This window comes from Rhodospirillales bacterium (genome assembly GCA_028824295.1).
Lineage (GTDB): Bacteria > Pseudomonadota > Alphaproteobacteria > TMED109 > TMED109 > VXPW01.
In genome coordinates, this window is sequence record JAPPED010000021.1 from 17703 (window position 1) to 43237 (window position 25535).

At 63.7% G+C, this 25535-nt stretch carries 19 protein-coding genes; 12 read left to right on the forward strand and 7 right to left on the reverse strand.

Annotation, left to right across the window (positions count from 1 at the left end):
- The first annotated feature begins 22 nt into the window (after positions 1–22).
- The 7 genes from OXH60_08975 (at position 23) to OXH60_09005 (ending at position 9144) form a co-directional block, all read left to right on the forward strand.
- Complete coding sequence (locus OXH60_08975) at positions 23–763, forward strand: uroporphyrinogen-III synthase (GenBank protein MDE0712253.1); 741 nt, start codon at positions 23–25, stop codon at positions 761–763.
- Complete coding sequence (hemB, locus tag OXH60_08980; protein ID MDE0712254.1) at positions 751–1752, forward strand: porphobilinogen synthase; 1002 nt, start codon at positions 751–753, stop codon at positions 1750–1752. Before OXH60_08975 ends, hemB begins: the two co-directional genes overlap by 13 nt.
- A gap of 64 nt (positions 1753–1816) precedes the next feature.
- Positions 1817–2869, forward strand: coding sequence for a uroporphyrinogen decarboxylase (hemE, locus tag OXH60_08985; GenBank protein ID MDE0712255.1), 1053 nt, complete (start codon positions 1817–1819; stop codon positions 2867–2869).
- 129 nt (positions 2870–2998) lie between these two features.
- A complete protein-coding gene (locus OXH60_08990) occupies positions 2999–3766 on the forward strand; it encodes a chlorite dismutase family protein (protein MDE0712256.1) in 768 nt (255 codons plus the stop codon).
- Complete coding sequence (gene hemH, locus OXH60_08995; protein ID MDE0712257.1) at positions 3763–4866, forward strand: ferrochelatase; 1104 nt, start codon at positions 3763–3765, stop codon at positions 4864–4866. Before OXH60_08990 ends, hemH begins: the two co-directional genes overlap by 4 nt.
- Positions 4863–6227, forward strand: coding sequence for an NAD(P)/FAD-dependent oxidoreductase (locus tag OXH60_09000; protein ID MDE0712258.1), 1365 nt, complete (start codon positions 4863–4865; stop codon positions 6225–6227). The genes hemH and OXH60_09000 overlap by 4 nt, the downstream gene beginning before the upstream one ends.
- A 352-nt stretch (positions 6228–6579) precedes the next feature.
- A complete protein-coding gene (locus OXH60_09005; protein ID MDE0712259.1) occupies positions 6580–9144 on the forward strand; it encodes a TonB-dependent receptor in 2565 nt (854 codons plus the stop codon).
- A 362-nt stretch (positions 9145–9506) separates the two neighbouring features.
- Here the strand turns inward: OXH60_09005 and OXH60_09010 are convergent, their stop codons facing one another.
- On the reverse strand, positions 9507–12026 hold the full coding sequence (locus tag OXH60_09010; GenBank protein ID MDE0712260.1) for a TonB-dependent receptor: 2520 nt from the start codon (positions 12024–12026) through the stop codon (positions 9507–9509).
- Between the two features lie 518 nt (positions 12027–12544).
- Between OXH60_09010 and OXH60_09015 the strand changes: the two genes are divergently transcribed.
- Entirely contained in the window at positions 12545–14695 is a 2151-nt protein-coding gene (locus tag OXH60_09015; protein ID MDE0712261.1) for an indolepyruvate ferredoxin oxidoreductase subunit alpha, read from the forward strand.
- Positions 14692–16188 carry an indolepyruvate oxidoreductase subunit beta family protein gene (locus OXH60_09020; GenBank protein MDE0712262.1) on the forward strand — a complete coding sequence of 499 codons (1497 nt, stop codon included), beginning with the start codon at positions 14692–14694 and terminating at the stop codon, positions 16186–16188. The genes OXH60_09015 and OXH60_09020 overlap by 4 nt, the downstream gene beginning before the upstream one ends.
- Positions 16189–16216: 28 nt before the next feature.
- Here OXH60_09020 and OXH60_09025 read toward each other — a convergent pair whose 3' ends face one another.
- From OXH60_09025 to OXH60_09050, 6 genes are all read right to left on the reverse strand, one after another.
- Positions 16217–17533, reverse strand: coding sequence for a TRAP transporter large permease (locus tag OXH60_09025; protein ID MDE0712263.1), 1317 nt, complete (start codon positions 17531–17533; stop codon positions 16217–16219).
- Entirely contained in the window at positions 17533–18033 is a 501-nt protein-coding gene (locus OXH60_09030; GenBank protein ID MDE0712264.1) for a TRAP transporter small permease, read from the reverse strand. Before OXH60_09030 ends, OXH60_09025 begins: the two co-directional genes overlap by 1 nt.
- A gap of 40 nt (positions 18034–18073) precedes the next feature.
- Positions 18074–19024, reverse strand: a complete 951-nt coding sequence (gene dctP / locus OXH60_09035; protein MDE0712265.1) for a TRAP transporter substrate-binding protein DctP — start codon at positions 19022–19024, stop codon at positions 18074–18076.
- Positions 19025–19154: 130 nt separating this feature from the next.
- Positions 19155–19607, reverse strand: coding sequence for a hypothetical protein (locus OXH60_09040; protein ID MDE0712266.1), 453 nt, complete (start codon positions 19605–19607; stop codon positions 19155–19157).
- Positions 19600–20616, reverse strand: a complete 1017-nt coding sequence (locus OXH60_09045) for a C-terminal binding protein (protein MDE0712267.1) — start codon at positions 20614–20616, stop codon at positions 19600–19602. The genes OXH60_09040 and OXH60_09045 overlap by 8 nt, the downstream gene beginning before the upstream one ends.
- A 9-nt stretch (positions 20617–20625) precedes the next feature.
- Positions 20626–22356, reverse strand: coding sequence for a dihydroxy-acid dehydratase (locus OXH60_09050; GenBank protein ID MDE0712268.1), 1731 nt, complete (start codon positions 22354–22356; stop codon positions 20626–20628).
- Positions 22357–22764: 408 nt separating this feature from the next.
- Here OXH60_09050 and OXH60_09055 point away from each other — a divergent pair, with 408 nt between their 5' ends.
- The 3 genes from OXH60_09055 to OXH60_09065 all read left to right on the forward strand — a co-directional run bounded on the left by OXH60_09055 (position 22765) and on the right by OXH60_09065 (position 25530).
- Positions 22765–23658 (forward strand): hypothetical protein, encoded by an 894-nt coding sequence (locus OXH60_09055; GenBank protein ID MDE0712269.1) that lies wholly within the window; start codon positions 22765–22767, stop codon positions 23656–23658.
- A 58-nt stretch (positions 23659–23716) separates the two neighbouring features.
- Positions 23717–24277 (forward strand): gamma-glutamylcyclotransferase, encoded by a 561-nt coding sequence (locus OXH60_09060; GenBank protein MDE0712270.1) that lies wholly within the window; start codon positions 23717–23719, stop codon positions 24275–24277.
- Positions 24278–24534: 257 nt separating this feature from the next.
- Positions 24535–25530 (forward strand): oxidoreductase, encoded by a 996-nt coding sequence (locus tag OXH60_09065; protein ID MDE0712271.1) that lies wholly within the window; start codon positions 24535–24537, stop codon positions 25528–25530.
- Positions 25531–25535 lie beyond the last annotated feature (5 nt).

Genomic DNA, 25535 nt, shown 5'->3' on the forward strand with positions numbered 1-25535 from the left:
CAAAGCCCGGTGAGACGAAACCATGAAGCCGACACCGCGTCATCGGATTCTCCTCACGCGAACTCGGGAAGACTGTTCCGATTGGGCCGCTGAGATCGAGCGGCGCGGCGCGGTCCCGGTCGTCTTTCCGTGTATCCGGTGCCACGACATCGCGACCGCAGAACTCCGCGAGCAGCTGGCCCGGGAAGTGGCGCGAGCCCAGTGGATCGCGTTCACGTCCGGGCGCGGCGTGGACGCCTTCGCACGGCTTTACCCGGGACCCACGCCGCTTGCGCCGTCCATAAGGGTGGCGACCGTTGGCCCTGCCACGGGGCGGGAAGCGCGAGCCCGGCTCGGACGCGCGGCGGACCTGGTTGGAACCGGAGGAACGGCTGCCGCGATGGCCATGGAGCTGGTGCCGCGCCTGGAACCCGACGATCGGGTGCTGATCGCGGTCGCGCAGAACGCTGGACGCTCCCTGGAGGACGCGCTGGAGGACGCCGAACGCATCTACGTGCGGATCGAGCTCTACCGGACATCCCCGCTCGCTCCCCGCAGCGATCGAGTGGCGGTCTCGGAGCTCGGTGCGCGCAGCGTGTTCCTGGCCAGCCCGTCCGCCGTTACCGGCTTCTGCAATCAGGTACGTTTGGACGTGGCCCTAGATATCTTCACGATCGGCCCGGCCACGACACGGGCGGCACGGGCTGCCGGTCTCGACGTCACCGGAGAAGCAACCCGGCCCGGCCTGCCGGGCTTGATGGAGGCACTGCATTGCGCGAACTGAACATCACGCTTCCGGGCCGAGACCGGCCACGACGCCTGCGCCGGACCCGGGCTGTCCGGGACCTGGTCGCTGAAACGCACCTCTCACCCAACCAGTTCGTACTCCCGCACTTCGTCCTGCCGACGGATGGGGCCGAAGAGCCCGTGTCCGCCATGCCGGGCATCTCCTGCATGGGTGTGGAGCGGCTTCTGCCACAGGTGGAATCGGATCTCGCTCTCGGTATTCGCGCGGTACTGCTGTTCGGCCAACCTTCGCCGGGAACCAAGGCTCCCGACGGGCGGGCAGCAGCTGACGACGCTGGCGCTGTCCAGCGGGCGATCAAGCGACTGAAAGATGTGTTCGGAGACGAACTCGTGGTCATGACGGACGTCTGCCTCTGCGCATACACCGACCACGGCCATTGCGGACTGATCGAAGGGGGCGACGTCGATAATGACCTTTCGCTCCGTCCCCTGGTCGACACCGCGCTCAGTCATGCCAGCGCCGGAGCCGACATCGTGGCCCCTTCGGACATGATGGACGGACGGGTGGGCGCCATCCGGGATGCGCTGGATGCCGACGGGCACCAGGGAGTCGCGATCCTGGCCTATACGGCCAAGTACGCTTCCGCGTACTACGGGCCCTTTCGCGAGGCAGCCGATTCCGCACCGTCCGAAGGCGACCGGCAGGGCTACCAGATGGATTGCCGCAACGTCCTGGAGGCGATCCGCGAGGCGGAACTCGACGAGCAGGAAGGCGCGGACATGCTGATGGTGAAGCCAGCGCTTCCCTATCTCGACGTGATCTCGGCCATGCGCTCGGCCACGGCCAAGCCGCTCGCTGCGTACAACGTCTCCGGGGAGTATTCCGCCGTCAAGGCCGCCGCCGAACGCGGCTGGCTGGAGGAAGCCCGGGTCGTGCGCGAGAACTTCATGGCGATCGCCAGGGCAGGTGCGGACCTGATCATTACCTACCATTGCCGGGACGCGCTTCGGGAGAAGTGGTTGTGAGCGCCGGGTTTGCGGCACCGTGCGCGACGAGCGAGGGGGCGCGGCCTCGGCGGGAGGACCCGCGGTGACCGGTATTGCGGCTGCGCGCATAAACCCGGAAACGCGGACCCTGTTCGACCGCGCTCTTGACCGCGAGCCGACGCCGCGGCGACCGCTTTGGATCAACCGTCAGGCCGGTCGTTACCTGCCCGAGTACCGCAAGCTGCGGGAGCGGTACGGTTTCAAGGAACTTGCCGGCAGCGCGGAACTCGCAGCCGAGGTCACGCTGCAGCCAATCCGTCGATTCCCGCTGGATGCGGCCATCATCTTCGCCGACATCATGAGTCCTCTCCCCGCTCTCGGCATCGAGTTCGATTTCGCACCGGGACCGGTCGTGGCCGAGCCCATCCGGAGCGCAGCCGCCGTGGATGCCCTCCCGGAAGTCGATTCGAAGTCAGTCGCGCCCGAAGTCATCGACGCAATCGGGCTGGTCCGGCGGGAATTGCCTGCCGACACCGCGCTCCTCGGCTTTTGCGGCGCCCCCTGGACCTTGGCCGCGTATCTCGTTGAGGGCCGGGGGGTCAAGGATTTCCCGCTCCTCCGCGCGTTTGCGGCGGAGCAACCCCGAGCACTGGAGCGGCTTCTAGAACGTCTCTCCCGCCTGATGGCCGACTACCTGATTCGCCAGGGGCAGGCTGGTGTCAGCGCCATACAGGTCTTCGATTCCTGGGCTGGCCTGCTGCCGCGCGCGAGCTGGGAGCGGCTGGTCAGGCCGTATCTTGAATCCATGCTGCACGCTGTGGGCGAAGCGGGAATCCCGCGAATCCTGTTCGTCAACAATGCCCCTCATCTGGTGGAGGCCTATGCCGAGCTGCCGGCGGAGGGACTCGCCGTGGATTGGCGGATCGACCTCCGCGCGCTCCAGGAACGCCACGGCGACCGGCGCGCGGTGCAGGGCAACATCGATCCAGCCATCCTGACCGCAGGTCCCGAACCTACGCGGGCGGCGGCGGAGTCGCTTCTGGACGAAGTGCGCGCGCGCGGCCATATCGTCAATCTTGGCCACGGGGTGCTCCCGAACACGCCGGTTGAAAGCGTGGAAGCGCTTGTCCAGGCCGTTCGCCGGGAAGCGCAGTGATCGAAGAGCGACGCCGATGATTTCCACGGGCCGGAGTCCTCGTGCCGCAGGGGAACCGGGCAGGCGTCCGTCGCGACGGTCTGATCGACTGACCGCACCGGCCCAAGCGTGTTTGGAGCAGGCCAGCCGATGACCGAACCACAAGGACGCCAGCCGGGTGCTTCGTACGGACCTGAGCCCGTCGACATCAGCGAAAAGGGGAGGCGCGGGGCCACGCCCGTTTCCCTGGACCGACGGCTGTTCATGCGCTTCACGGCCTACGGCGGCTGCACCGATCCCGCTCCCGTGATCGATGCGCTCACGGACAGTGGCGTGACGGGAGCGCTGTACCTGGAGGTCGGAGACCCGACCGGCATCGGGCTCGCCGTCGTGAACGAAGACCCCGATTACTTCGTGACCGACTTTCGTTCCCTGCTGAACAACCCGCCATTTACGAAACTCACCCGGAAGGACGAGTTCGAAATGTTCGGCCGCACCTACTCCATCGGCTACGAGTCCGACTTGGAGCATGTGCTCTTCACCCGGCCGATTTCCCGCATCACGGACCCGAATTTGCACTGGGCGGTCTGGTACCCACTGCGGCGAGCCAAGGCATTCGCCGCGCTTGAAGCCGGTCATCAGCGGCAAATCCTCGCCGAACATGGTTCGCTCGGCCACCGCTTTGGATCGGCCGGCCTGGCCCACGACATCCGACTCGCCTGCCACGGCCTCGACAAGTACGACAACGATTTCGTCGTTGGATTGGTCGGGGCGGAGCTGCATCCGCTGTCTGCCGTCGTGCAGGCCATGCGCGGGACGGAGCAGACGTCGCAGTACCTGGACAGCCTGGGCCCGTTCTTTGTGGGGCGCGTCGCCTGGCAGGGACGCGGCACGAGTCCCGACGGTAGCCCAGGGTGAACAAATCGCCGTTCGCCGATCAAACGGCGAGGCAGTACGACGCGCTACTGATCGTTTCGTTCGGCGGGCCCGAGGGCATGGAGGACGTGGAACCGTTCCTCGACAACGTGCTCCAAGGCCTGAAGCTCTCCAATTCGGCGCGACGCCGGATTGATGACCGGTACCGGCGCTTCGGCGGCGTGAGCCCGATTGGCCAGCACACCCGGGATCTGGTGCGCGCAGTGCAGGACGAACTCGAGCGTTGCGGGCTGGCGTTGCCCGTATACCTAGGGAACCGCAACTGGCATCCGTTGCTGCCCGACACCCTTCGGACGATGGAGGCCGATGGAATTCGGCGCGCGGCCGTGTTTGTCACCAGCATCTTCGGTTCATACAGTGGCTGCAGACGCTACCGTGAGGACCTGCATCTTGCCGCGGACGGCCTGCAACAGGCTCCCACCATCGATCGACTTCGATATGGCTACAACCATCCCGGCTTCGTCGCGGCATTCGCGGACCAGGTGCGCTCCGCGCTCGCAGAAATTCCGGACGAGCGGAGGACAAGGACACCGATCCTGTTCACTGCGCACAGCCTGCCGGAAGCAGCAGCTCGAAACGCCCCGTACGTCGCCCAACTCCGGGAAGCCTGCAGGCTGGTCGCCCTGGCTCTCGGGGACCGTAACCCGCGCCGATGGCGGCTCGTCTACCAGAGCAACAATGCACGGTACGGCGATGAACGATGGCTAGGACCCGACATCTGTGATGCGGTCGCCGAAGAATGTGAACGTGGCGAGCGGGACGTCGTAGTCGCTCCGATCGGCTTCGTTTGCGATCACCTAGAAGTGACGCTGGACCTGGACGTGGAGGCCAGGGCCGCGGCCGACGCGGTCGGCCTCAACCTGATCCGTGCCGCCACCGTGGGCACTCATCCGGCATTCGTTGGCATGATTCCGGATCTCATTCGGGAGCGGTCCGAAACAGACTCCGAGCGCATTGCACTCGGCCGCCATGGACCGAGCCACGACGTCTGCCCCGCCAACTGCTGCCCATCCGGCAGGCCTGGCCAGCCGCGGCCCGCGTCGTGCGGTAGTCCGATGCCAGGATCTCGATGGTTCCGTTGAGCCGACGCACCAGCACAGACGTCGTCGTGATCGGCGCCGGTCTCGCCGGCCTCAACGCGGCGCTGCACTTGCAGGAAGGCGGGGCGCGGGTGCAAGTCCTCGAGGCTCGTGACCAAGTCGGCGGCAGGGTGCACTCAATGCGCCAGCTGGGTCATTCGCAGGAAGCTGGCGGCACGTACATCGGCGCGGGCTACGACCGGATCACCTCGGTCTGCGCACGGGTTGGGATCGATCTGGTCGACGTCAGCCCGATGCTGGCGTTCTTCCGAGAGCAAGACCTGGTGTTGGGCGGCGAATTGATACGGCAATCAGAATGGCCCGAGCATCCGCGCAACGTCCTCCCCGACCCATTCAAGGATCAGATGCCCTGGACCCTGCATCGCACGCTGGCTGTCCAAGACAACCCCCTGCCCGGTCCCGAGCGGTGGCTCGATCCAGAGTTCGCGGTGCACGATGTGTCAGTACGAACGTGGCTGACGGGGTTGGGACTGGATGAATCCGCGGTGCGGCTTGCGTACGACCTGAATCCGAGTTTCGGAGATCATGCGGGCGACATTTCGGCCTTGCTCCTGTTCTTCCGGGCCGCCTTCTCCATCGCCCAGCGGCAGTCCGCTCCCGACGGCGTCCTCGGATACACGGTCAAGAATGGCGTGCAGCGAATTCCGGAAGCGATGGCGGACCTTCTGGAACACGACGTTCACTTCGGCAGGGTCGTCACCGCAATCACCACCAACGGGCAAGGTGCCGAAGTTCACTGTGCGGGAGGCGCCGTGTACGCGGCGCCCCACGTCGTCTGTGCATTGCCGATCGGCGTGCTCCGTGACCTATCGATCGACCCTGAACCGCAAGCATCACAAGTTGAGGCTATTCGCTCTGTCGAATCGCAGCCGGTGACGCAGATGTATTTCGGGCACGCTGCTCCCTTCTGGAATGATGACGGCCACGCGGCAAGCCTCTTCACTGACGGGCCGGCCGGAATGCTTGCCGCCGCCCGCCACGGAGACCATCCGGAGGAAGTCACGAGCTTCACCGCCTGGGTCATGGGGCCGAACGCGAAACGGCTGGACCGCCTGCCGGAGCGCGAGGCGGCCAGCATTGTATTGGAGGCCATCGCACTGGCTCGACCTGCTTCTGCGGGCAATCTCGAGTACCTCGGGCGTAAGGCGTGGAGCCAAGACCCGTTTGCCCGTGGAGCCTGGGCCTATTACAAGCCCGGGCAAATTTCCCGCTTCGCCGCGAAGATGGGACAGCCGCACGGTCGAATCCAATTCTGCGGTGAACACCTGTCCCGTAACGCCAGGGGCATGGAGGGCGCCATGGAGTCCGGGGAAGGATCTGCGCAGGCCATCCTGAGAAAATAGATCGCCCAATCGGGGCGCATCGAGCACCGGTCTTCAACGGGCGGCTTGCCAAGGGCCGCTTCCCGGATGGACAGCCGCACTGGGCCAGACTGACAAATGACGCTGCCACACGAGCGCTACGGCGCCTCAATGTTTGTCCAATGGCCCGACCGACAGCCTGCAAATTTGGAATTCGGTTACGGTTGTTTCGAGCAATCCCTCCAAGTTCGTGATACGTGCCGAAATTGACTTAACTTGTCGGCATAGTATCGAGCATGCACAGCGCCCTGCGCATAATTGATTTTCCGATGCTTACGTGGCTAAAATCGACTGATTTTGGCGGCCGTTGCGAACAATCAGGAGGAGGTTGATCATGTCAGCGATTCGGTTCCTGCGTGGCGCATTGTTGCTCGCTGCCTGCTCTGTTCCGCTCTCAGGATTTTCGCAGGACGGGGTAGAAACCGACGCCGACAGTGCCGCCCTGACGTTGGGTGACATCGTCGTGGTTGGTACCCGGGTCCGCGGCGTCGCGGTTGAGGATCTCGCCGTTCCGGTGGACGTCTACGACATTCAAGAAATCACGACGACAGGCTCCGAAGACCTTACGGTCGCGCTCCAGAAGACGTCACCATCATTCAATTCCAAGCGAAACGCTGTCGGTGACGGGGGGCTCTTCCACACGGCAGCATTGCGCGGAATGAGTGCCGACCACACGTTGGTGCTGGTCAACGGCAAGCGGCGTCACAGCATTTCCTTCCCGCGTCCGCTGTTAGCGTCCGGACAGGGGACGACCGGCGCGGATCTCCGTGCCATTCCGCTTGCGGCAATTGAGCGCATCGAGGTTCTGCGCGACGGCGCCGCAACCCAGTACGGTTCTGATGCCATCGGCGGAGTGATCAACGTGGTGTTGAAGGAAAATGCATTCGAATCCACCGCGAGCGCGCGGGCCGGTATTACCGCTGAAGGCGACGGGCGGCATTTCGGCGCGTCCTCCAACGTCGGTATTGCGCTTGGCGAGAACGGGGTGCTCAACCTGACCGCCGAGATATACGATCAAGAGCGGATCGACCGCGCCTTCGACACCAGTCACATTGACGCAGCTGGCCCGCACGATCCGCCTATTGGGCGAAAAATCGTTCTGGGCGAGCCTGAGCATGACATTCGGGCCCTGTTCCTCAACGCCGTTGCGCCGACTGGCAACGGCAGCGAACTGTATGCGTTCGGCGGCTGGTCTTCGCGAAACGGCCGCTCGAGCGGCGCTTGGCGGGACCCCGTTTGGGCAGCGGAACGACTTGTTGGCCCGGTCTATCCGGACGGTTTTCTACCCTTTGAGGACTCCACTTCCGAGGACCAGGCAATCGTGCTCGGCTATCGATCGTCCTTTGGCAGGTGGGACGCGGACGTGAACTGGAGCTTCGGTGCCAACACTTTCGATTTCGGTGCCACCGACAGCATCAATTCGTCATGGGCAGCCGACTGGCTGCAGCGCGAACTGGACGGTGGGCGCAGCCTTGCTGACATCACGTTCGACGAGGTCCGCGCGAATGCGGGCCCGGCGACGGGTGACAGCGGCGGCACGAAACTCGAAAACTGGTCGCTTGATCTGGACGTAGCCGGACAAATTGATCTCGGCGGAAGTGCGGTGGAAGCAGCCTTCGGCGCTGAGTACCGGCAGGAGAGCTTCGGAATCCGGGCCGGCGATTTTGCGTCCTGGGGCTGCGGTCTTCCTGACAATGCGGACATCAGGCCCACGCCTCCACCCGAGCGGGCCGTGATCATCGCCGAAGACGGAACAATCGGCCAAATCGACGGGCTCGCGACCTGCGGTCACCAAGGCTACCCGGGCTATTCCCCAGTCAATGCGCAATTCGGGACGCGTGACCGCGACAGCCAAGCACTGTGGGCGGACTTCCGACACGAGCTTTCGGCCGACTGGAATATTGAAGCTGCTGCACGATTCGAGCGCTACGAAGGCGCCGGGAGCAGCATTACCGGGATGATTGGCAGCCGTATCAAGATATTACCGGAGGTTTCCTTGCGGGCCACCGCATCGACCGGCTTCCGAGCGCCGAGCCTTCCCCAGCTAGGGTTCAATACGATTATTTTTTCTGGGCAGCCGGATGGGACCTTGTCAGTCACCGCCATTCTGGAAGATGGCGCGGCGTTCGAGTTCTTCGGCGAAGGCTCTTCCGACCTCCAGCACGAAACCTCGAACAACCTCAGTTTCGGCGCCATATGGACCCCGTCCCCGGATCTCTCGTTCTCGGCGGACATTTACCATATCAATATCCGCGACCGGATCACGTTCGTAACGCATGTTCCCGACTGTGCTGGCAGCAGTGCCGCTGGCTGCGGCCGTCTTGCCGCAGAACGCGGAATCCAGCACATCACGGACATTCAGTATTTTGCCAACGCGGTGGATACCACGACTTCTGGCCTTGACATTGTTGCCAGCCGGGACTGGCCGTTCATGGAGGGTCAGTTCACGCTAGCCGGTGCCCTGCACTTCAACGAAACCGATATCGACAAAGAAATCGAAACCATTTCCTCGCCAACAAGATCCTACATTGAGGAAGGTGTTCCACAGCAACGGCATCGCATTTCCGGCAGTTGGACCGACGACGACATGCTGGAGCTGAATCTCGGAGTCAACTATTTCGGCAAAGCTTCGCCACAGTGGTTGCTCGGTGATCCAAATTGTCCGGGTGAAATCAGTGCTGCCTGGATCGCAGACGCCTCCGTGCGCTGGCGGCTAGCAGACGGGATGCGGTTAACGGTGGGTGTTGACAACTTGCTGGATCGATACCCGGACCAAGTTAACCAGGACTGCTCGGATCTCCTGAACGGCGTACTGGGCTGGGGAATTCTGTACAACCCTGACGCAACCTACGGACTGTCGGGACGGATTTGGTACACGCGCCTCGACGCAACTTTCTGACCCTCCGCATTCGGGTGGCGCTGTAGCAGAAGTGCGCGCCCTTGAGCGAGGGCAGGTCAACGTCCCGTGAGCGGTCTCCCTGTCCGGATCGACATCCGAACCGAATCAGCAACCCTTCTTGCTTGGACTTGCTGAATGGTGTGTTGGGTTGGGGGATTCTCTACAATCCCGACAGCTCTTCCGGCCTGTCGGGCCGAACCTGGTACACGCGCATAAGGATGACTATCTGATGCTCCCTCCTTGCGTTGGACAGGGGCTAGGCCCTCCCCAACGTGAATGGCGCTTAGTGCAATAGGTGCGAAGAGGCGCGGGCACACGCCTATCATGACAATCGCAGAATTGTCCCATGGTCTCCCCAGCGCTTACATCGCGTAACTGAGCTTGGCGTAAACCAGCGCACCGTTGTATCCCCCCGGCGCGTAGCGCGGGTACTTGCGGCCATTACCATAATTGATAGTCAAATCAGGATATTCGTCCAGCACGTTTTCGGCCCCCACGGTGAGGGCGAGGCCGCTCAAGAAGTTGTACGTCGCCTGAGCGTCCAGCAGTCCGTAGCCGTCGAAATCGGCCGCGCTATGGTCGTCGTACCAGTCACCGTAGTAGCTGTACCTTCCGAGAAAGTCCCACTGATCCATGCTGTGGGTCAACGTCAGGTTCACGCGCATCTCTGGCACGCCGCGTTCCAGGTTATCGATGTCATCTTCATCAGCAATCGTCGACCCTTCCCGGTAGCCGAGCACTTCCGTCTCGGTGTGATTGAACGAAAGTTGCAGATCGGTGCTGCCTAGATCGGTCTCCCACCCGTACGTGAGCACGACATCTACCCCTTGCGTCCGGGTGTCGAAGTCGTTGGTGAAGTAGCGAACCGAGGTGAAGTTCCTGGCTTCCGGTATGCCTGCGGCCACCAACTCCGCCTTTGTCTCTTCCGAAACATCGAAAGTACGTGACAGGGCGATCCGGTCATCGACGTCGATGCGGAAATAGTCAACCGTCAAGCTTAGGCCGTTACCCAACGCGAGCACCGCCCCGAGTGATAAGTTCTCGCTCTCCTCCGGTTTAAGTTCCCGGCCACCCAGTGCCATGGCCACGGGGTGGGTAGAACCAATGGTGCCACGCTCCTCAAACTCGTTGGTTTGCGCATTAACCACGGTCGCTACATTGCGGGCATTTGACTGGCCCGGCGTTGGTGCCCGGAACCCGGTGCCGACGGACCCGCGCAATGCGAAGGCGTCGGTTAGCCACACACCTGTAGCCAGCTTGACGTTGGTGGTGCTGCCGAAACTGTCGAACTCTTCCCAACGCACCGCACCACCGATTAGCCAGTTCTCCGTCGGCTCCACTTCCAAGTCAAGATAAGTGGCGATGTTGGATCGATCCCAAGTACCTGAGGCCGTTGGATTGAATCCACCGAAACCGTTTGAGCCGGTACCGAACCCGTATTGCTGGTAGGGCCCGATCTCCCACGATGCCTGCTCGCCGGTCGTGATTTCGAACTCTTCCTCACGCCATTCAATGCCGCCCGCGACATTGAGGTCGGATGCGAGACCGACGTCAACCGGATAGGCGAGGTCGACATTGAAGTTAGTTTCTGACTGCGTGTATTCACCGACTTCGAAATCCCGTAACTGGGCGTCGGGTCCGAAGGACGGATTCATCGTGTTGTTCAGGAAGCCATCCATGTTGTTTTGACCGACACTGCCTGACACGTCGTAGAGCAATCCGTTCGCCAGGACGCCCTTTATGCCGGCAACCGCCGAGTAGTCGGTCATCACGGCGCCGAAGATTGGAGTGAACCCTTCCGGATAGGGTTCAACGAACGAGAAACATGCGTCGTCGGCACGTATGGCTTCTCGGAAAGCCAGCAGGTTCTCGGCGGTCGACGGGACGTCGTACTTCGCCTGGCAGCCTTCGCCGCCAACCAAGTAGATGTTCGCAGATGTCTTGTAGACCCCGTTGCGGTTCATCGGGCTGCGATAAAAGAACGGGGTCTCCACCCTTCGCCGCGCGAAGTTGCCGAACGCGTAGAGCGAACGACTCTCGTCAAGATCGATGCCAAAGTTCCCCACGGCCTTGACACCGCTGACGTCGGGCGAGCCCCAAGGCTTGGCTGGAACCGCGACATTCGGGATGCCTAACCCTATCAACGCAGTCGCGTCTCCATGCTGCACGCTACGGTCTGTCGGCGCCGATTGCGAGTACTCGAAGCTCAAATTGGCGAAACCTGTGCCGGAAAGCGGCAGGCCAATGTTCGTAGCTACCGTCGTCAGGTCCTCGGCGGAATCTGCCGTGTAGAACCCATGCTTAGCCTCAACTGCGACACCTTCCGAGGCGTCCTTCAGTACGAAGTTCAACACCCCAGCGATAGCGTCGGAGCCGTACTGTGCTGCCGCCCCGTCGCGTAGTACCTCCATTCGCTTAATGGCGATTGCAGGAATAGCTGAGATATCCGGTCCCTGAGACCCGTTCGAAGCGCCATTTGAAATCCACTGGATCACTGAACCGCGGTGCCGGCGCTTATTGTTCATTAGCACGAGCGTGTGGTCGGGAGCCAAACCGCGTAACTGGACCGGTCGCAACAACGCCGCCAAATCCCGCGAGGGGTTATCGCTGACATGGAAGGAAGGCACCAACGTCCGAATCAGGTTGGACATGTCACTGCCGCCTTGCCTCTCGAAATCCTCGCTGGCAATCGTATCCACTGGAACCGGGGAATCCTCGACCGACCGGGGCAGCGCCCGGGTCCCGACCACCACGACCTCCTCGATCTCCACCTCAGGGTCATCTGCCTGCGCCTGCGCAGCGTCGGCGGTCGAGAGCATGAGCAGCATGGGCAGTAAGGCCGCGGCCATGCGGCTAATCAAGGGCGCGCGCTTCCAAGCCATGTATCTGTACCTCAACAAGGTTTCTTTCCCAGTACGGGATCTGGAAATCGAGCCGAAGCCCGATCGTGCGCGAACCCCGGCCAAAGAATGTACTGAATGACAATAGCATCACTTGAACGAGATCACCTATCCACATATTTGACAGCCCGCCGAAGATACTTCCCGCCCCCCGAGCCCCTTCAACGTGTTGATATTGCGCTGCCAACGTTAGTCCTTGTGGCAGTCTTGGACATCATTCCTTGTGGGTTGGAACTGGAGCTATTGGGAATTCCTTGACCTGCTTCGCATGATCGCTCGTGACCAGCGACCAAGCAACGTACCGGAATCATGTCCTGTATTGCTCGCTCGAACGCAACGCACGTACCTTGGGGACCCAGTGCCGATTGGACTAAGCACGGGGCTGTCGTCCAGACCGAGTCTCAGTGGGTTCGCCGCTATCAAATCCCTCGCAGACACCCAGCTGCAGGAGGCAATGGTGCATAATTCTATGAGACGTCTGGGAGTGAGGATCCGGTTCGATGGCCGAGCGCTCGTTCGCGAAGGAAGTACAGGATCTCCGGATCGGCGCCGGACAGGAATTCCGTGGTGAGGGAATTCTGGCGATCACCAAGGCCCTGCTGGAATGCGGGGTCGGCTACGTCGGCGGCTACCAGGGGGCGCCAGTCTCGCACCTCATCGACGTGCTTTCGGACGCGGAAGACATTCTCGACGAGCTCGGAGTCCATTTCGAAGCCAACGCCTCGGAATCTGCCGCCGCCGCCATGCTGGCGGCTTCGGTCAATTACCCGATTCGCGGTGCCGTCACGTTCAAAGGGCCGGTTGGGGCCAACGTAGCGGCAGACGCGTTGGCGAACCTGTCATCGGGCGGCGTCATGGGTGGCGCGATGGTCATCCTCGGCGAGGATTACGGCGAGGGCTCTTCGATCATGCAGGAGCGCACCCACGCCTTCGCCACGAAGTCCCAGCTGTGGCTTCTCGATCCGCGGCCCAATCTGCCGTCCATCGTACGAACCGTGCAAAGAGGTTTCGAGCTGTCTGAGGCGTCCAATACGCCGGTGATCCTGCAGGTCCGGATCCGCGCTTGCCACGTCTACGGAGCGTTCCAGGCAGGCGACAACCAACGTCCTCCCCTCACCGTGCGCGAGGCGCTGGAGGATCCGCAGCGCCGCACCGAACGCATCACGCTCCCACCATTCACGTACCAGCACGAAATCGAGAAGGTGGCCGAGCGCATGCCAGCGGCAGCTCGCTTCATTGAGGAGCAGCGACTGAACGAGTGTTTTGGCGGTGAAGGGGAAGTCGGGATCATCCTGCAGGGAGGCATGTACAACGGCGTCATCCGGGCGCTGCAGCGGCTGGACCTCGCCGACGCGTACGGCAAGAGCGAAATCCCACTCTACGTGCTCAACGTGACCTATCCGCTGGTAGACACGGAAGTTCTTGAATTTTGCTCCGGCAAACGGGCAGTCCTGGTCGTGGAGGAGGGACAGCCCGCCTATATCGAGGAGGCCATCGGTGCCCTCCTCTACCGGCATCAGGGTTCCAGCACGTTGGTGGGAAAAGGCACCCTTCCCATGGCCGGCGAGTACACCGGGACCGTGCTGATGGACGGAGTGACCCGGTTTCTCCGGGAATACGGGAATGGCCTTCTTCCCGAAGCTCATCGCCCGACCAACGGCCATGCGGAAGATTCGGATGACGAGGGTCTCTCGTCTGCTGTCCCCATCCGTCCGCCCGGGTTCTGCACTGGATGCCCGGAACGTCCCATTTTCGCCGCGACCAAGCTCGTCGAAGAAAGCCTCGGCCCGCACCACATCGCCGGCGACATCGGCTGCCACCTGTTCTCAATTCTGCCTCCCTTTGAAATTGGCTCGACCACGATGGGCTACGGCCTCGGACCTGCCTCCGCCGCCGCGCTGAGCGCAAAGGGGGCGCGGCGGTCTATCAGCTTCATCGGCGACGGCGGACTTTGGCACAACGGCCTGACATCCTCCATCGGGAACGCGGTCTACAACGAGAGCGACAACGTGATCGTCGTGGTGGACAACTTCTATTCCGCCGCGACCGGCGGCCAGGATGTCCTCTCTTCCCGGGCGGACAGGGCTTCGAAGTCAACCCATCATTCGATTGCGGACGCAATCCGCGGACTGGGCGTGCGGTGGGTCAAGGAAGTCGACCGGACGTACGACGTGAAGCGGTTGAAGGACCTGCTGACCGATGCGCTAACGACGGAGGAAAAGGGCCCGAAAGTCATCATTGCCTCCTCAGAGTGCATGCTGAACAAACAGCGGAGGGAACGGCCGCAAAGGAACACCGCCATCAAGGAAGGGAAACGGGTGGTCGTTCCGCGGTTTGGGGTGGACGAGGACGTCTGCACGGGCGACCACGCCTGCATGCGCTTGTCGGGCTGCCCGTCGCTTTCCGTGAAGAGTTTGGACGACCCTCTGCGCGATGACCCTGTGGCCTACATCGACGAAAGCTGCGTCGGCTGCGGCAATTGTGGCGAAGTCGCGGACGCGGCGGTGCTGTGCCCTTCGTTCCACCGGGTCGACGTCGTCCACAACCCCAGACCGAGGGACCGTTTCCTGTCCCGGGTCTCCGATGTCTTCATCGGTGCCCTTCAGCAATGGCGTGACCGGCGCCGGCTTGTCTTCAAGGAGCGAGGATGAGCAATTCCGACATCGTCAAGATCGCGATCCTCGCTGTTGGCGGACAGGGCGGAGGCGTGCTCACGGGCTGGATCGTTGCGCTGGCTGAGGCCAACGGATGGCGGGTGCAGTCGACCGCCGTTGCGGGGGTGGCCCAACGCACCGGCGCCACGATCTACTACCTCGAAATGTGTCCGTCGGGGGAGCAGGCCCCGGTATTCGCGCTCGCCCCGGCAGCCGGCGATGTCGATGTCTTGATTGCCGCCGAGCTGATGGAAGCCGGGCGCGCAGTGCTCCGGGGGTTCGTGACGCCCGACCGCACGACGTTGATCGCGTCCACGCACCGGATTCATGCCGTTTCGGAAAAGGTAGTGCCGGGCGACGGGCAGGCACCTGAGGACCGGGTCTTCGCTGCAATGGAAAGGTCGGCCAAGCGCGTCATCGCCGCCGATTTCCAGCGCATGGCGGTAGAGGCCGGCTCCGTCATTTCCGCCAGTCTCTTCGGGGCGCTGGCGCGAGCCGACGTGCTGCCATTTCCGCAGCAGAGCTTTGTTGGCGTGGTTCAGGACTCCGGCCGCGGCGTCGAAGCGAGCGTCCGGGCATTCGAAGCGGCCCTAGCGGACAACGAGCCAACCGATCAGGCAACGGAAATGGGGCGAATGCCGCCGCGGGGCCCGAATCACCTGGTGGCGGGATGGAACGCGCTTGAGGCCCGCGTGTCGGCGCTGCCCGGACCCGTACGGCAGATGGCGGATACCGGTCTCCGGCACGTGGTCGATTTCCAGGACCTGTCGTACGGCAAGGAGTATCTGGACCATCTCGACCGGTTCGTGTCGCGTGACGACGGGGCCTTCGTCCTGTCAGTCACCGCCGCCAAGTACCTCGCCAATGCGATGGTCTACGACGATGTCATCCGGGTGGCAGACCTGAAGACCCGCCGGGCACGTTTCACCCGCGTGCGGGAGGACATGCAACTGGGAGCCAGTGACGTTGCCCATATCACCGAGTTCATGCATCCGCGGGTCGAGGAGGCATGTGGAACCCTGCCGGCACCGCTGGGTGCCTGGATCGAAGCCCGGCCCCCGCTAGCCCGGTGGCTCGATCGGCGGATCAACAAGGGACGAAAGGTTCGGACAAGCGGCCTGTTCTGGTTTGCCCTGCTCTACGTTGTTGCAGGCCTGAAGCGCTGGCGGCGCGGCACCTACCGCCACCGGATCGAGACGGAGCATCTCGACGCCTGGATAGACCTGGCATTGACCACGGCATCCGATGACCGGGCGCTCGCTGCCGAGGTCCTCGCCTGCCGGAGACTGATCAAGGGGTATTCCGATACCCGGGTGCGCGGCGAGTCCAAGTTCGACGCCGTGCTGCGGGCATTGCCCCTGCTGAAGGACCGCGGCGACGCGGCTGATGTGCTGCGCCGGTTGCGCGAAGCAGCCTTGCAGGACGAACACGGACACGCGTTCGATGCCGAGCTTGAAGCGTTCGCATCCGTCGCACCGGCCTCGCCCTAGCGGACCCTGCGGAGGCCAGACCGACCGGCTACCGCGTCACCTGTCCAGGCAGCCACGTGCCCACGCCTGGCTGCCACAGGAGCAGCGCGAGCACCAGCAGCTTGATGACCACGAACGGGCCCACCGCGGCGTACACCTGCCGCATGTCGAACCCCTCGGGAGCCACGCCGCGCATCACGAAGAGGAGTAACCCGAAGGGCGGCGTCAGCAACGCGATCTCCATCGTCAGCAGGTAGACGACGCCCAGGATCAGCGGATCGATTCCGGCCTCAGCCGACAACGGCACGAAGATGGGCACGGTCACCATCAGCATCGAGACCTGATCGATGAAGCAGCCGAGGAACAGAAGAAGCACGACGATGCCAAGCAGCACCTCGATCTCCGAAAGGTGGTAACGCTCGATCGTCTGGATCAAACCGGAAGTGGCTCCGGAGAAGCTCAACACCTGGCTGAAGGTCTGGCTTGCGGCAATGATGAACAGGATCATCGCCGACAGCTTGACCGTTTCCATCAGCGCATGGCCCAGCCGCTCCCGCGTAAGCGATCCGTAGGCCGCGCTCGCGACCAGCGCCGCCACGCAACCGAGCGCTGCGCTTTCGGTCGGCGTTGCCCACCCCGCCAGCAGGCTCCCGATCACGGCGACAAACACCAGCGACAGCGGGGCGACGTAGACGAGGAACGGTCGCCAACGGCTGCCGGCAGTCATGGTATCGCCGTCATCCGGCGGCGCGAGCGTAGGCGATACGGTGCAGCGAACCACAATGTAGGTGACGAAGAGCGCCGCCAGCAGCAGCGCTGGCACCACGCCAGCAAGCATGAGGCCAGCGATCGAGATTCCGGCCAGACTGCCCACCAAGACCGCCAGGGCCGAGGGCGGAATCAGCATGGCGATCGCACCCGAAGCCATGATCGGTCCCATCGCCATTGAGGAGTGGTATCCCTTGGACAACATCCTGGGGAGCAGCGTCGAACCCAGCATGGCGGTGTTCGCAATGGTGGATCCTGAAAGGGCGGCGAAGATCGTCCCGCCGAAGACGGTGACCACGGACAAGCGCCCGGGAACTCGTGCAACCACGCGCTCGATCGCATCGATCGCCCTGCGAGCGACACCGGTCTGGAACAGCAGTTCCCCCATCAGGATGAACAGCGGGATCGGCGCGAGCTGGAAGTTGGCAATACTCTGGGCGGCGCTTCGGGCAAGCTGCACCAGCCCCTGCTCTCCCCCCAGAATCTCCCACGCGCCTGCCACCGTCACCGCAAGGAAGGCGAACGCCACGGGCACGCCCAGCATCAGCAGGGCGCCGAGGCCACCCAACATCAGCGTGAGCGGGAGTACCCAGTCCACTACAGCCCGGTCCTGACGTTGGCACCGCCACCGCGCAGAAGCCGGCGGGCGAATTCAATGAGAATGAGCCCCATTGACACTGGCGCCAGCGCAAGGACCCACCACTCGGGAATGACGAACGCCGTCCGGATCATCGTCCCGCGTTCGATCGACTGCGCCGCGGCGACAACGGCGAACCAAAGGAAGACCGCGGCCGTGCCTGCACCCACCAGGTTGGCGAGCGTGTCGGCGAGCTGGCGAGGCCTACCTGCAAGGGCAGCCACCAACAGATCCACGGAGACGTGGGCATTGATCGATAGCACCCAGGGCGCTGCCAGGAAGGTCGCTGCCAGCAGTCCGTACTCGATCGCATCGAGCAGCCCGTAAATCGACGCATCGAACGCGTTGCGCAGGACCAGGTCGATGGGGATCAACACCGCCACACAAGCGAATACCGCGGCCGCCAGCCGGGCCAGCGTTCGCAGCACCGCGTCGAACACCCGTTCAAGCACGCCCTTCACTCGCCCCAGACCGACGGTCCCGGAGGTTCCGGCAGGCCGTTCAGTTCAGTAGACAGGCCTTGAGCGCCGCAGCGATTCCCGGGTCGACTTCCGCCACGGCCGCCCAGCCTTCCGCCTGCGCCACCTCGAGCCAGTGCTTCGTGTCGCTGTCGTCAAACATGATGGTCTCAATGCCCGCTTCTGCCTGCTTCCGGACCTCCGCCGCGTTGAGCAGGATGTTGTCGGCATTCGCCGCCTCTATCCATGCGGCACCTCGCTCCAAGACGGTCCGCTGCACTTCGTCGAGGGCGTCCCAGGTGTCCAAATTGACCAGGAAGTTCACGTCCACCTGATAGAAGCCCGGATCGACGCGGTACGTCGTTTGCTCTTCCCAGCCGAGGTCGAGCACGCCTTGGACAGGCCATCCGTAGCCATCGATCGCGTCGCGCTCGAGGGCGGTATAGACCTCTCCCGGCGCCGTGCGGACCAGCGTCGCTCCGAGCGCTTCGAACATGGCCCGGTACACGGGAGTGGTGCGGATCGTCAGACCGCGCAGGTCCGGTTTGTCGATGGGTTTCGTGAGGTACAGATGGAATGCGATGTGATCGCCGGTGCGCGCCAGGTACTTGACGTTCATCTGCTCTCGATGGATGGCGTCGATCTGCTCGAAGCATCCGTTGGCGCGCTGATCCTGAATCGTGTTCGTGGCGAGATGCAGCGCGTCACCCGCAGGCACCAGTCCCGTGTAGAAGGCGCTCGTGTTGTTGGCGATGTCCACCACGCCGGTAGAGACCGCATTGCCGACCTCGAACGGAGACATGGTCTCAGGCCCACCCCGCAGATCGATCTGGATCGTGCCTTCGCCGTTCGCGTTCACCCAATCGACAAATGCTTCGAAGGGCCGCGAGAACGTCGTGCCGAGCGCGAACGCGCTCACCCCACGGAGCGTCACCTCCTCGGCCACAGACGGCACGGCGGTAAACGCCGCAACGGCGACAACCATCCATCTCATGACTGCACTCCAGTTCTAGGCCCTGCGTCAGATACCGGCACCGGTCTGGCCGGCTCCGCGGAACATAACGGCGTCGGGACCGCAACTAACCCGCGGCGAGCCTTCCGCCGACCACCGACAGGGCAATCGCTCAGAATTCCTCGTCGCTCGGGTCGACCGGTCCGCGTGGACCGTTGTCCATCAGCTTTTGCATCAGGTCCGGCGCGAGTTCCGTCCAGAAGACGAAGCACCCGTCCAGCCCTGCCAGCACATACCAGGTGTCGAACTTGAGCATCGGAAAGACCACGACCGTATCGGCCAGCAGCTCCTCTCCGCCCGTCCGAACCCGGTTGTAGCCCGCGATAAACGACCGGCCGATTTGATCCTCCAGGACATAGTGGGGAGACTCCGGCCATTGCTCGGCCGCGCGGGCGATCGTGTCTTCCAGCGACGGGCAGGGCTCACCGGCTGGGTCGGACTTCTGTTCCGCCGCTACCCCTCCAACGAGCGATTCCGCCGCCAGCCACGCAGCCGCGCAGGCGCAGGCGAGCGTAGGCCCTCCACGCGCTCGATCCTCCGACGGGGCGCGGTGGCGCCTACCCATCCGCCACATACTGCCCATTGACACAGTTGCTCAGCCTGCCGTCTTCCAAATAGTCGAGGCATGTCCGCAGCGCCTTGCGCCGAAGAAAATCGAAGCCTGCCGCGCTGTAGAAAGCGGCGTGCGGGGTAATCACCAGCCGGTCTCGGATCCACTCCTCGCGTGCCCGCCAAGCCCGCATCAACGGGTGATCGGCCGGCGGCGGTTCTTCCGGAAACACGTCGAGGCCAGCCGCCCCAAGATGTCCCGTTTCGAGTCCCCATTGGACCGCATCCAGGTCGACGATCGCGCCGCGGGCCGTGTTCACGAGAATTGCGCCCGGTTTCATCGCCGCGACAGCCGCGCGATCGATCAGATTGGCGGTCTCTGCATTCGCAAGACAGTGAACGGTGAGAAAGTCACAGGTCCCGAGCATCGCTTGCAGGTCGTGGAACCGCTCCACACCCAATGCCAACTCCTGGCCATCCGGGATGTACGGATCGTACGCAGCCACGTGCAGCCCGAAACCCTTGGCCCGCATCGCCGCCGCGGTTCCGATCCGGCCCAGGCCAATTACGCCCAGACGCTTGCCGGTGAGCCGGGTGACCGTGGGCGACGCCGAGTAGTCCCAGATCGGATCCTCCGTCCGGAGGAACCGCTCATGGAACTGCACGATGCCGCGCGCAAAGGTCAGGATCAGCGCCATGGCATGGTCTGCAACCTCGGTGGTCCCGTAGTCCGGAACGTTGCACACCATGATTCCGCGGCGACCGGCGGCGCGCGTGTCGATCAAGTCATAGCCGACACCGAGCCGGGTGATGATGCGGCACTGCCCCAGCCCATCGATGATCTCTTCGTCGATAGGCATGTGGAGGCCGGTTACCAGGGCATCGGCCCGAGCCCAGTCCGCTTCAGGAACATCGCTACGGAATCGTCCCGGGAAGACCACTACCTCCGCGAGGTCGGCCGCTTCGTCCCGCTCGATCGCCAACCCGTCCTGGGCCACCGAATCGGGATACAGGATGACGTGCACAGACTCGATTCAGTGTGAAGGCCGCGGAACGCCCGACCCGCTGCTGCCACGCAGGAAGTCGAGATCAGCGCCTTCGTTCGCCTGCAGGACCCGTTCGGTATAGAGGTTTACCCAGCCCCGCTCGGAAGCGGGCGGCGGTGCCTGCCATGCTTCTCGGCGCCGGCGAAGTTCGCCGTCGTCCACGTCGAGGTGCAAGCGTCGGCGAGCAACATCAAGCTCAATCATGTCGCCGTCTCGGACCAGCGCGAGCGGCCCTCCGACGGCAGCTTCGGGCGCGACGTGCAGCACGACGGTGCCGAAGCACGTCCCGGACATGCGGGCATCAGAGATCCGCACCATGTCGCGGATGCCCCGCTCGAGGACCTTCTTGGGAAGCGGCAGGTTGCCGACCTCCGGCATACCGGGATAGCCCTTCGGGCCGGCGCCCTTCAGGACCATGACGCAGGTCTCGTCGATGTCCAGGTCCGGCTGATCCAGACGCGCATGCAGGTCTTCTACCGATTCGAAGACAACCGCCCTGCCTCGGTGCTGCATGAGGCCGGCATCCGCTGCGGAAATTTTGATCACCGCACCGTCCGGAGCCAGATTCCCCCGCAAGATCGCCGTGCCCGCCCCTACATTGATGGGCTTCGCCGACGGACGAATGACGTCCTCATTCCAGTTCTTGGCGCTGCCCACGTTCTCGGCCACGGTGCGCCCGGTGACGGTGATGGCGTCGCCGTGCAGGTGCGGAAGAATTTCCTTCATGACGACGGGCAACCCGCCCGCGTAGAAGAAGTCTTCCATCAGGTATTCACCGGACGGCTGCAGATTCACGATGAAGGGCACTTCGCGGATGAGGTCGTCGAAGTCCTGCAGGCGAAGCTGCACCCCGATCCGGCCGGCGATCGCCAGCAAATGCACGATCGCGTTGGTCGACCCGCCGATCGCGGCGTTCACCTTGATGGCGTTCTCGAAGGCCTTTCGGTCAAGCACATCCGACAGCTTGAGGCCTGCCTCGACGTTCTGAACGATCTGCATTCCGGCGCGCTCGGACAGCGCGTATCGGCGCGAATCGACGGCGGGAATGGCCGCCGAACCGGGCAGCTGCAGTCCCAGCGCCTCGGACACGCTCGCCATCGTGGAGGCAGTCCCCATCGTCATGCAGTGGCCTGCGCTGCGGGACATGCAGGCCTCGGCTTCCTGATAGTCCTCCAGCGTGATCACCCCTGCCCGGAGGTCGTCGGTCAGGCGCCAGACGTCGGTTCCCGAGCCGATGTCGCGACCGCGATACTTGCCGTTCAGCATGGGCCCACCTGTCACCACCAGCGTGGGGATGTCGACCGACGACGCCCCCATGATGGTGGCGGGCGTGGTCTTGTCACAGCCGCACAAGAGGACCACCCCGTCGAATGGATTGGCGCGGATGGATTCCTCGACGTCGATGCTGGTGAGGTTGCGGTACAGCATGGTCGTCGGCCGCATAACCGGCTCACCCAGGCTCATCACCGGGAATTCCAGCGGGAAGCCGCCGGCCTTCCAGACCCCGCGTTTCACCGCCTCGGCCACGCGGTCAAGGTGCGCGTTGCAGGGTGTCACCTCGCTGGCCGTGTTGCAGATACCGATCACGGGCCGGCCGTCGAAATTCTCGGCCGCAAATCCCTGGTTCTTCATCCACGACCGGTGCGCGAAGTTCATCATCTCGTCGCCACCGAACCAGACGTGGCTCCGGTACCCCGATTCCCCGTTGCCTTTGGCCATCCCTCAAACCCCCCAAGGATCATCCGCCGCAACCCGTCGGTGCGACCAGTGCGGAGATACTAGGGGACGCCCGCGAAGGGCGCGAACCGGGCCGGGTCAACCGCAGGCGATCGGAACGGGAGACAAACCCTGCCGGCGCAGGTGCTCGGCAGCATCGGGCTGCCCGGTCTTCGCCCGGGTTCCGGCATGCCCGTGGATGGCCCAGGTGTCGGCAAGCCAGGCTACGAGCAGGAGGTTCCCCGTGGACGCGTTGTTGTGCCGTGGTGCGGGCAGGAGTCGCAGCACGAGCCTGTCGCGAGACGGCACCGCAGCACCAGAGCCTGTAGTCTTTCGCGGTTCCAGGTGTGCCCCAGTGCGCCCGGTCGATCAGGACGGCACCGCCAATTGAGGCGAACAGGAGATAATCGGATGCGACGATTCCGGGCGGGTGTAACAAGGGCAGTTGCCGTGCTGGGTCTCGGCGTCTGCTCGGTCGCAGTGGCTGGCCAGGATGCCGCTGCCGACGAGGGTGACATCAGCGGGCCGGGCGGGGCCGGCTGGTACGTATCGCTTGCTGCCGGTGCAAGCGCATCCTCCGACCTGAAGCAGGCCGGCCGGAACCGGGACGACACCTGCTATCCGGATGACGACTGCGGACATCTCACGGGTGGCAGGCCTACGGGCTACCGATGGTTCTACGACCTTCACGCCGCTTCTGGTACGGCGGTTGAGCTGGCTGTCGGCCGCTTCTTCGGTGACACGCGTATCGAGGTCGGACTGATGCAGCGTCGAAGCGCCGTTGCACAGGCCTTCACCGGTATCACTTACCTGGATGGCTCTCCGCTCGTTCCGGCGACGGATAGCGCCTATGAATCCATGTCGAACGCCTCAACCGATGATCTGACAGTCCGGTCCCTGTCCGTCAACGTCTACCGAGATTTCCCGCTGGCCTACGGCATCACACCGTATCTCGGCGCCGGGGTGGGCATGTCGTGGGCGGAACTCTCGGGGATCCATTACGAGGGCCGGTACCGCTGCAGTCCCGGGGTGCCATGCGACAACCCTGGTCAGTACGACGGCCTGCAGCACATTGATCTATCGGAAACCGTGCCGTCCGGGCACGTTCATGCCGGTTTGGATGTCGACCTCGGACGCGGGATCCTCATTGGCCTGAAGTTGAGCTACAACCGGGTCGGCGATATCGACGGCTCGCACGGGTACTCCGAGCACAAGGTCCCCGGTCTGACCAGTTACACGCGAATCAGCGACATCGAGCGGTGGTCACTGCTTGTGGGGGCCAAGTACCTGCTTGACGGTGGCTGAAGTCCTCCGTCCGCCACTGGTCCGCCGCAACGCAGCCAGTGCGATTGTGACCTCGACCGTGAACGGAACTAGGGGCGGGGGCAACGTGTGGGTCTTCGGGTACGGGTCGCTGATCTGGCGGCCTGGCATTCCGTACCAGGAGCGCCGCGTGGCGCGTGTCCGGGGCTGGACCCGGCGCTTCTGGCAAGGCTCGCACGATCACCGCGGGCTCCCCCATGCGCCGGGACGCGTCGTGACGCTGGTCCCGGAAGCCGGCGCCAGCTGCGAAGGTGTCGCCTACCGGGTGGGGGAAGCAGTGGCCAAGGCCACGTTTGAAGGGCTCGATCATCGCGAGAAAAACGGCTACCGGAGGCACAGCGTGCAGCTCGAGTTTCGCTTGGGCGGGAGCAGTGCCGGGATCGTCTACATCGCTCCCGTCGACAACCATGCGTTCCTCGGTCCTGCGCCCGTTGACGAGATGATCGACCAGATCTCCCGTGCGGCCGGCCCCAGCGGTACCAATCTCGACTATCTTCGGCAGCTGGAATCCGCGCTCCGCCGCCTGGACATCGACGACCCCCATGTCTTCGAACTTGCTCACCGACTCCGCGAGAGCCGGCCGCAAGCTGCCGTCGGGTGACTCTCCCGGCCGGCGTTGTTCCGGCGCTTCCCGCTCGACCCTGCCGGGCCCGCTTGCCGTGAGACGGAAGTCGGTGACCGTCGCTTCGCGACAGCTTCGGAGTCCGGGCGGAGGCAATGGGGTGGCTGACCGATCGGTTGGCGATATAAGTTGCGCCGGATTCGGGTATCCACCGGCGTGCGATCAGTCGCCACTGCCCAAACCAGAGTATTGCTTCGGCGCGCGTTCCATCTCGCGCTTCTACACAAGGATCCACCATGACCCAGACCTACCGCGCCTTCGTAGTGCGCAAAGAGGACGACGCTACCCAACTGGGATACGAAGAGCGCCAAGTCCCCGAACCACAAGACGGCGAGGTGGTCGTGCGGATCGCGTGGAGTTGCGTGAACTACAAGGACGGGCTGGCAACCCTTCCGAAGGGGGGCGTGGTCCGTGCCTGGCCTCGCGTGCCCGGAGTGGACATGTCCGGCGTAGTCGCGGCATCGCGAGACGATCGGTTCCGCGAAGGAGACCAGGTGGTCTGTACCGGCTTCGACTTCGGCGTCAACCACGACGGTGGTTTCGCCGAACTGTGCTGCGTGCCCGGCGACTGGCTGTTCCACCGCCCGGATGGCCTTAGTCTTCGCGATTGCATGACGTTCGGTACTGCGGGATTCACCGCTGCGCTGGCCGTGCAGCAGATGGAGCGAAACGGACTTGCCCCTGACAACGGCGAGGTTCTGGTAACCGGCGCCTCGGGCGGCGTGGGGAGCATGGCGGTCGCCATGCTGGCAAACCTCGGGTACCGCGTTGCCGCCGCCACCGGCAAGACCAACGCCGCAACATTCCTGACCGGGCTTGGGGCGGAAACCATTTTGAGCCGGGAAGAAGTCAGCGAAGAACCGCGTCCTATCGGCAGGGCCCGGTGGGCAGGAGCGATCGACCAAGTCGGCGGACGGATCCTGGCGTGGACCCTTTCCACCATGGCGTACCGCGGGGTATGCGCGTCCACCGGCCTGACGGGCGGGCCGGGGCTTCAGTCGACCGTCTTTCCGTTCATCCTCCGAGGCGTCTCACTTCTCGGAATCGACTCGGTGATGTGCCCGATGGCCGAACGCGGCCCCCTGTGGACCCGGATGGCAGGAGAACTTCGGCCGTCGGACCTGAGTTCGATCACCACCGAAATCGGGTTCGACGACCTTCAGGCGTCGCTTACGACCATCCTGAAGGGCGGTGTCACCGGTCGCACGGTCGTCCGGGTGACCGGCGACTGATCAGG

Coding starts and splice junctions, on each gene's coding strand:
- OXH60_08975 (MDE0712253.1), top strand. CDS start 23: ATGAAGCCGACACCGCGTCATCGGATTCTCCTCACGCGAACTCGGGAA.
- OXH60_08990 (MDE0712256.1), top strand. CDS start 2,999: ATGACCGAACCACAAGGACGCCAGCCGGGTGCTTCGTACGGACCTGAG.
- OXH60_09005 (MDE0712259.1), top strand. CDS start 6,580: ATGTCAGCGATTCGGTTCCTGCGTGGCGCATTGTTGCTCGCTGCCTGC.
- OXH60_09010 (MDE0712260.1), bottom strand. CDS start 12,026: ATGGCTTGGAAGCGCGCGCCCTTGATTAGCCGCATGGCCGCGGCCTTA.
- OXH60_09015 (MDE0712261.1), top strand. CDS start 12,545: ATGGCCGAGCGCTCGTTCGCGAAGGAAGTACAGGATCTCCGGATCGGC.
- OXH60_09020 (MDE0712262.1), top strand. CDS start 14,692: ATGAGCAATTCCGACATCGTCAAGATCGCGATCCTCGCTGTTGGCGGA.
- dctP (MDE0712265.1), bottom strand. CDS start 19,024: ATGAGATGGATGGTTGTCGCCGTTGCGGCGTTTACCGCCGTGCCGTCT.
- OXH60_09040 (MDE0712266.1), bottom strand. CDS start 19,607: ATGGGTAGGCGCCACCGCGCCCCGTCGGAGGATCGAGCGCGTGGAGGG.
- OXH60_09050 (MDE0712268.1), bottom strand. CDS start 22,356: ATGGCCAAAGGCAACGGGGAATCGGGGTACCGGAGCCACGTCTGGTTC.
- OXH60_09055 (MDE0712269.1), top strand. CDS start 22,765: ATGCGACGATTCCGGGCGGGTGTAACAAGGGCAGTTGCCGTGCTGGGT.
- OXH60_09065 (MDE0712271.1), top strand. CDS start 24,535: ATGACCCAGACCTACCGCGCCTTCGTAGTGCGCAAAGAGGACGACGCT.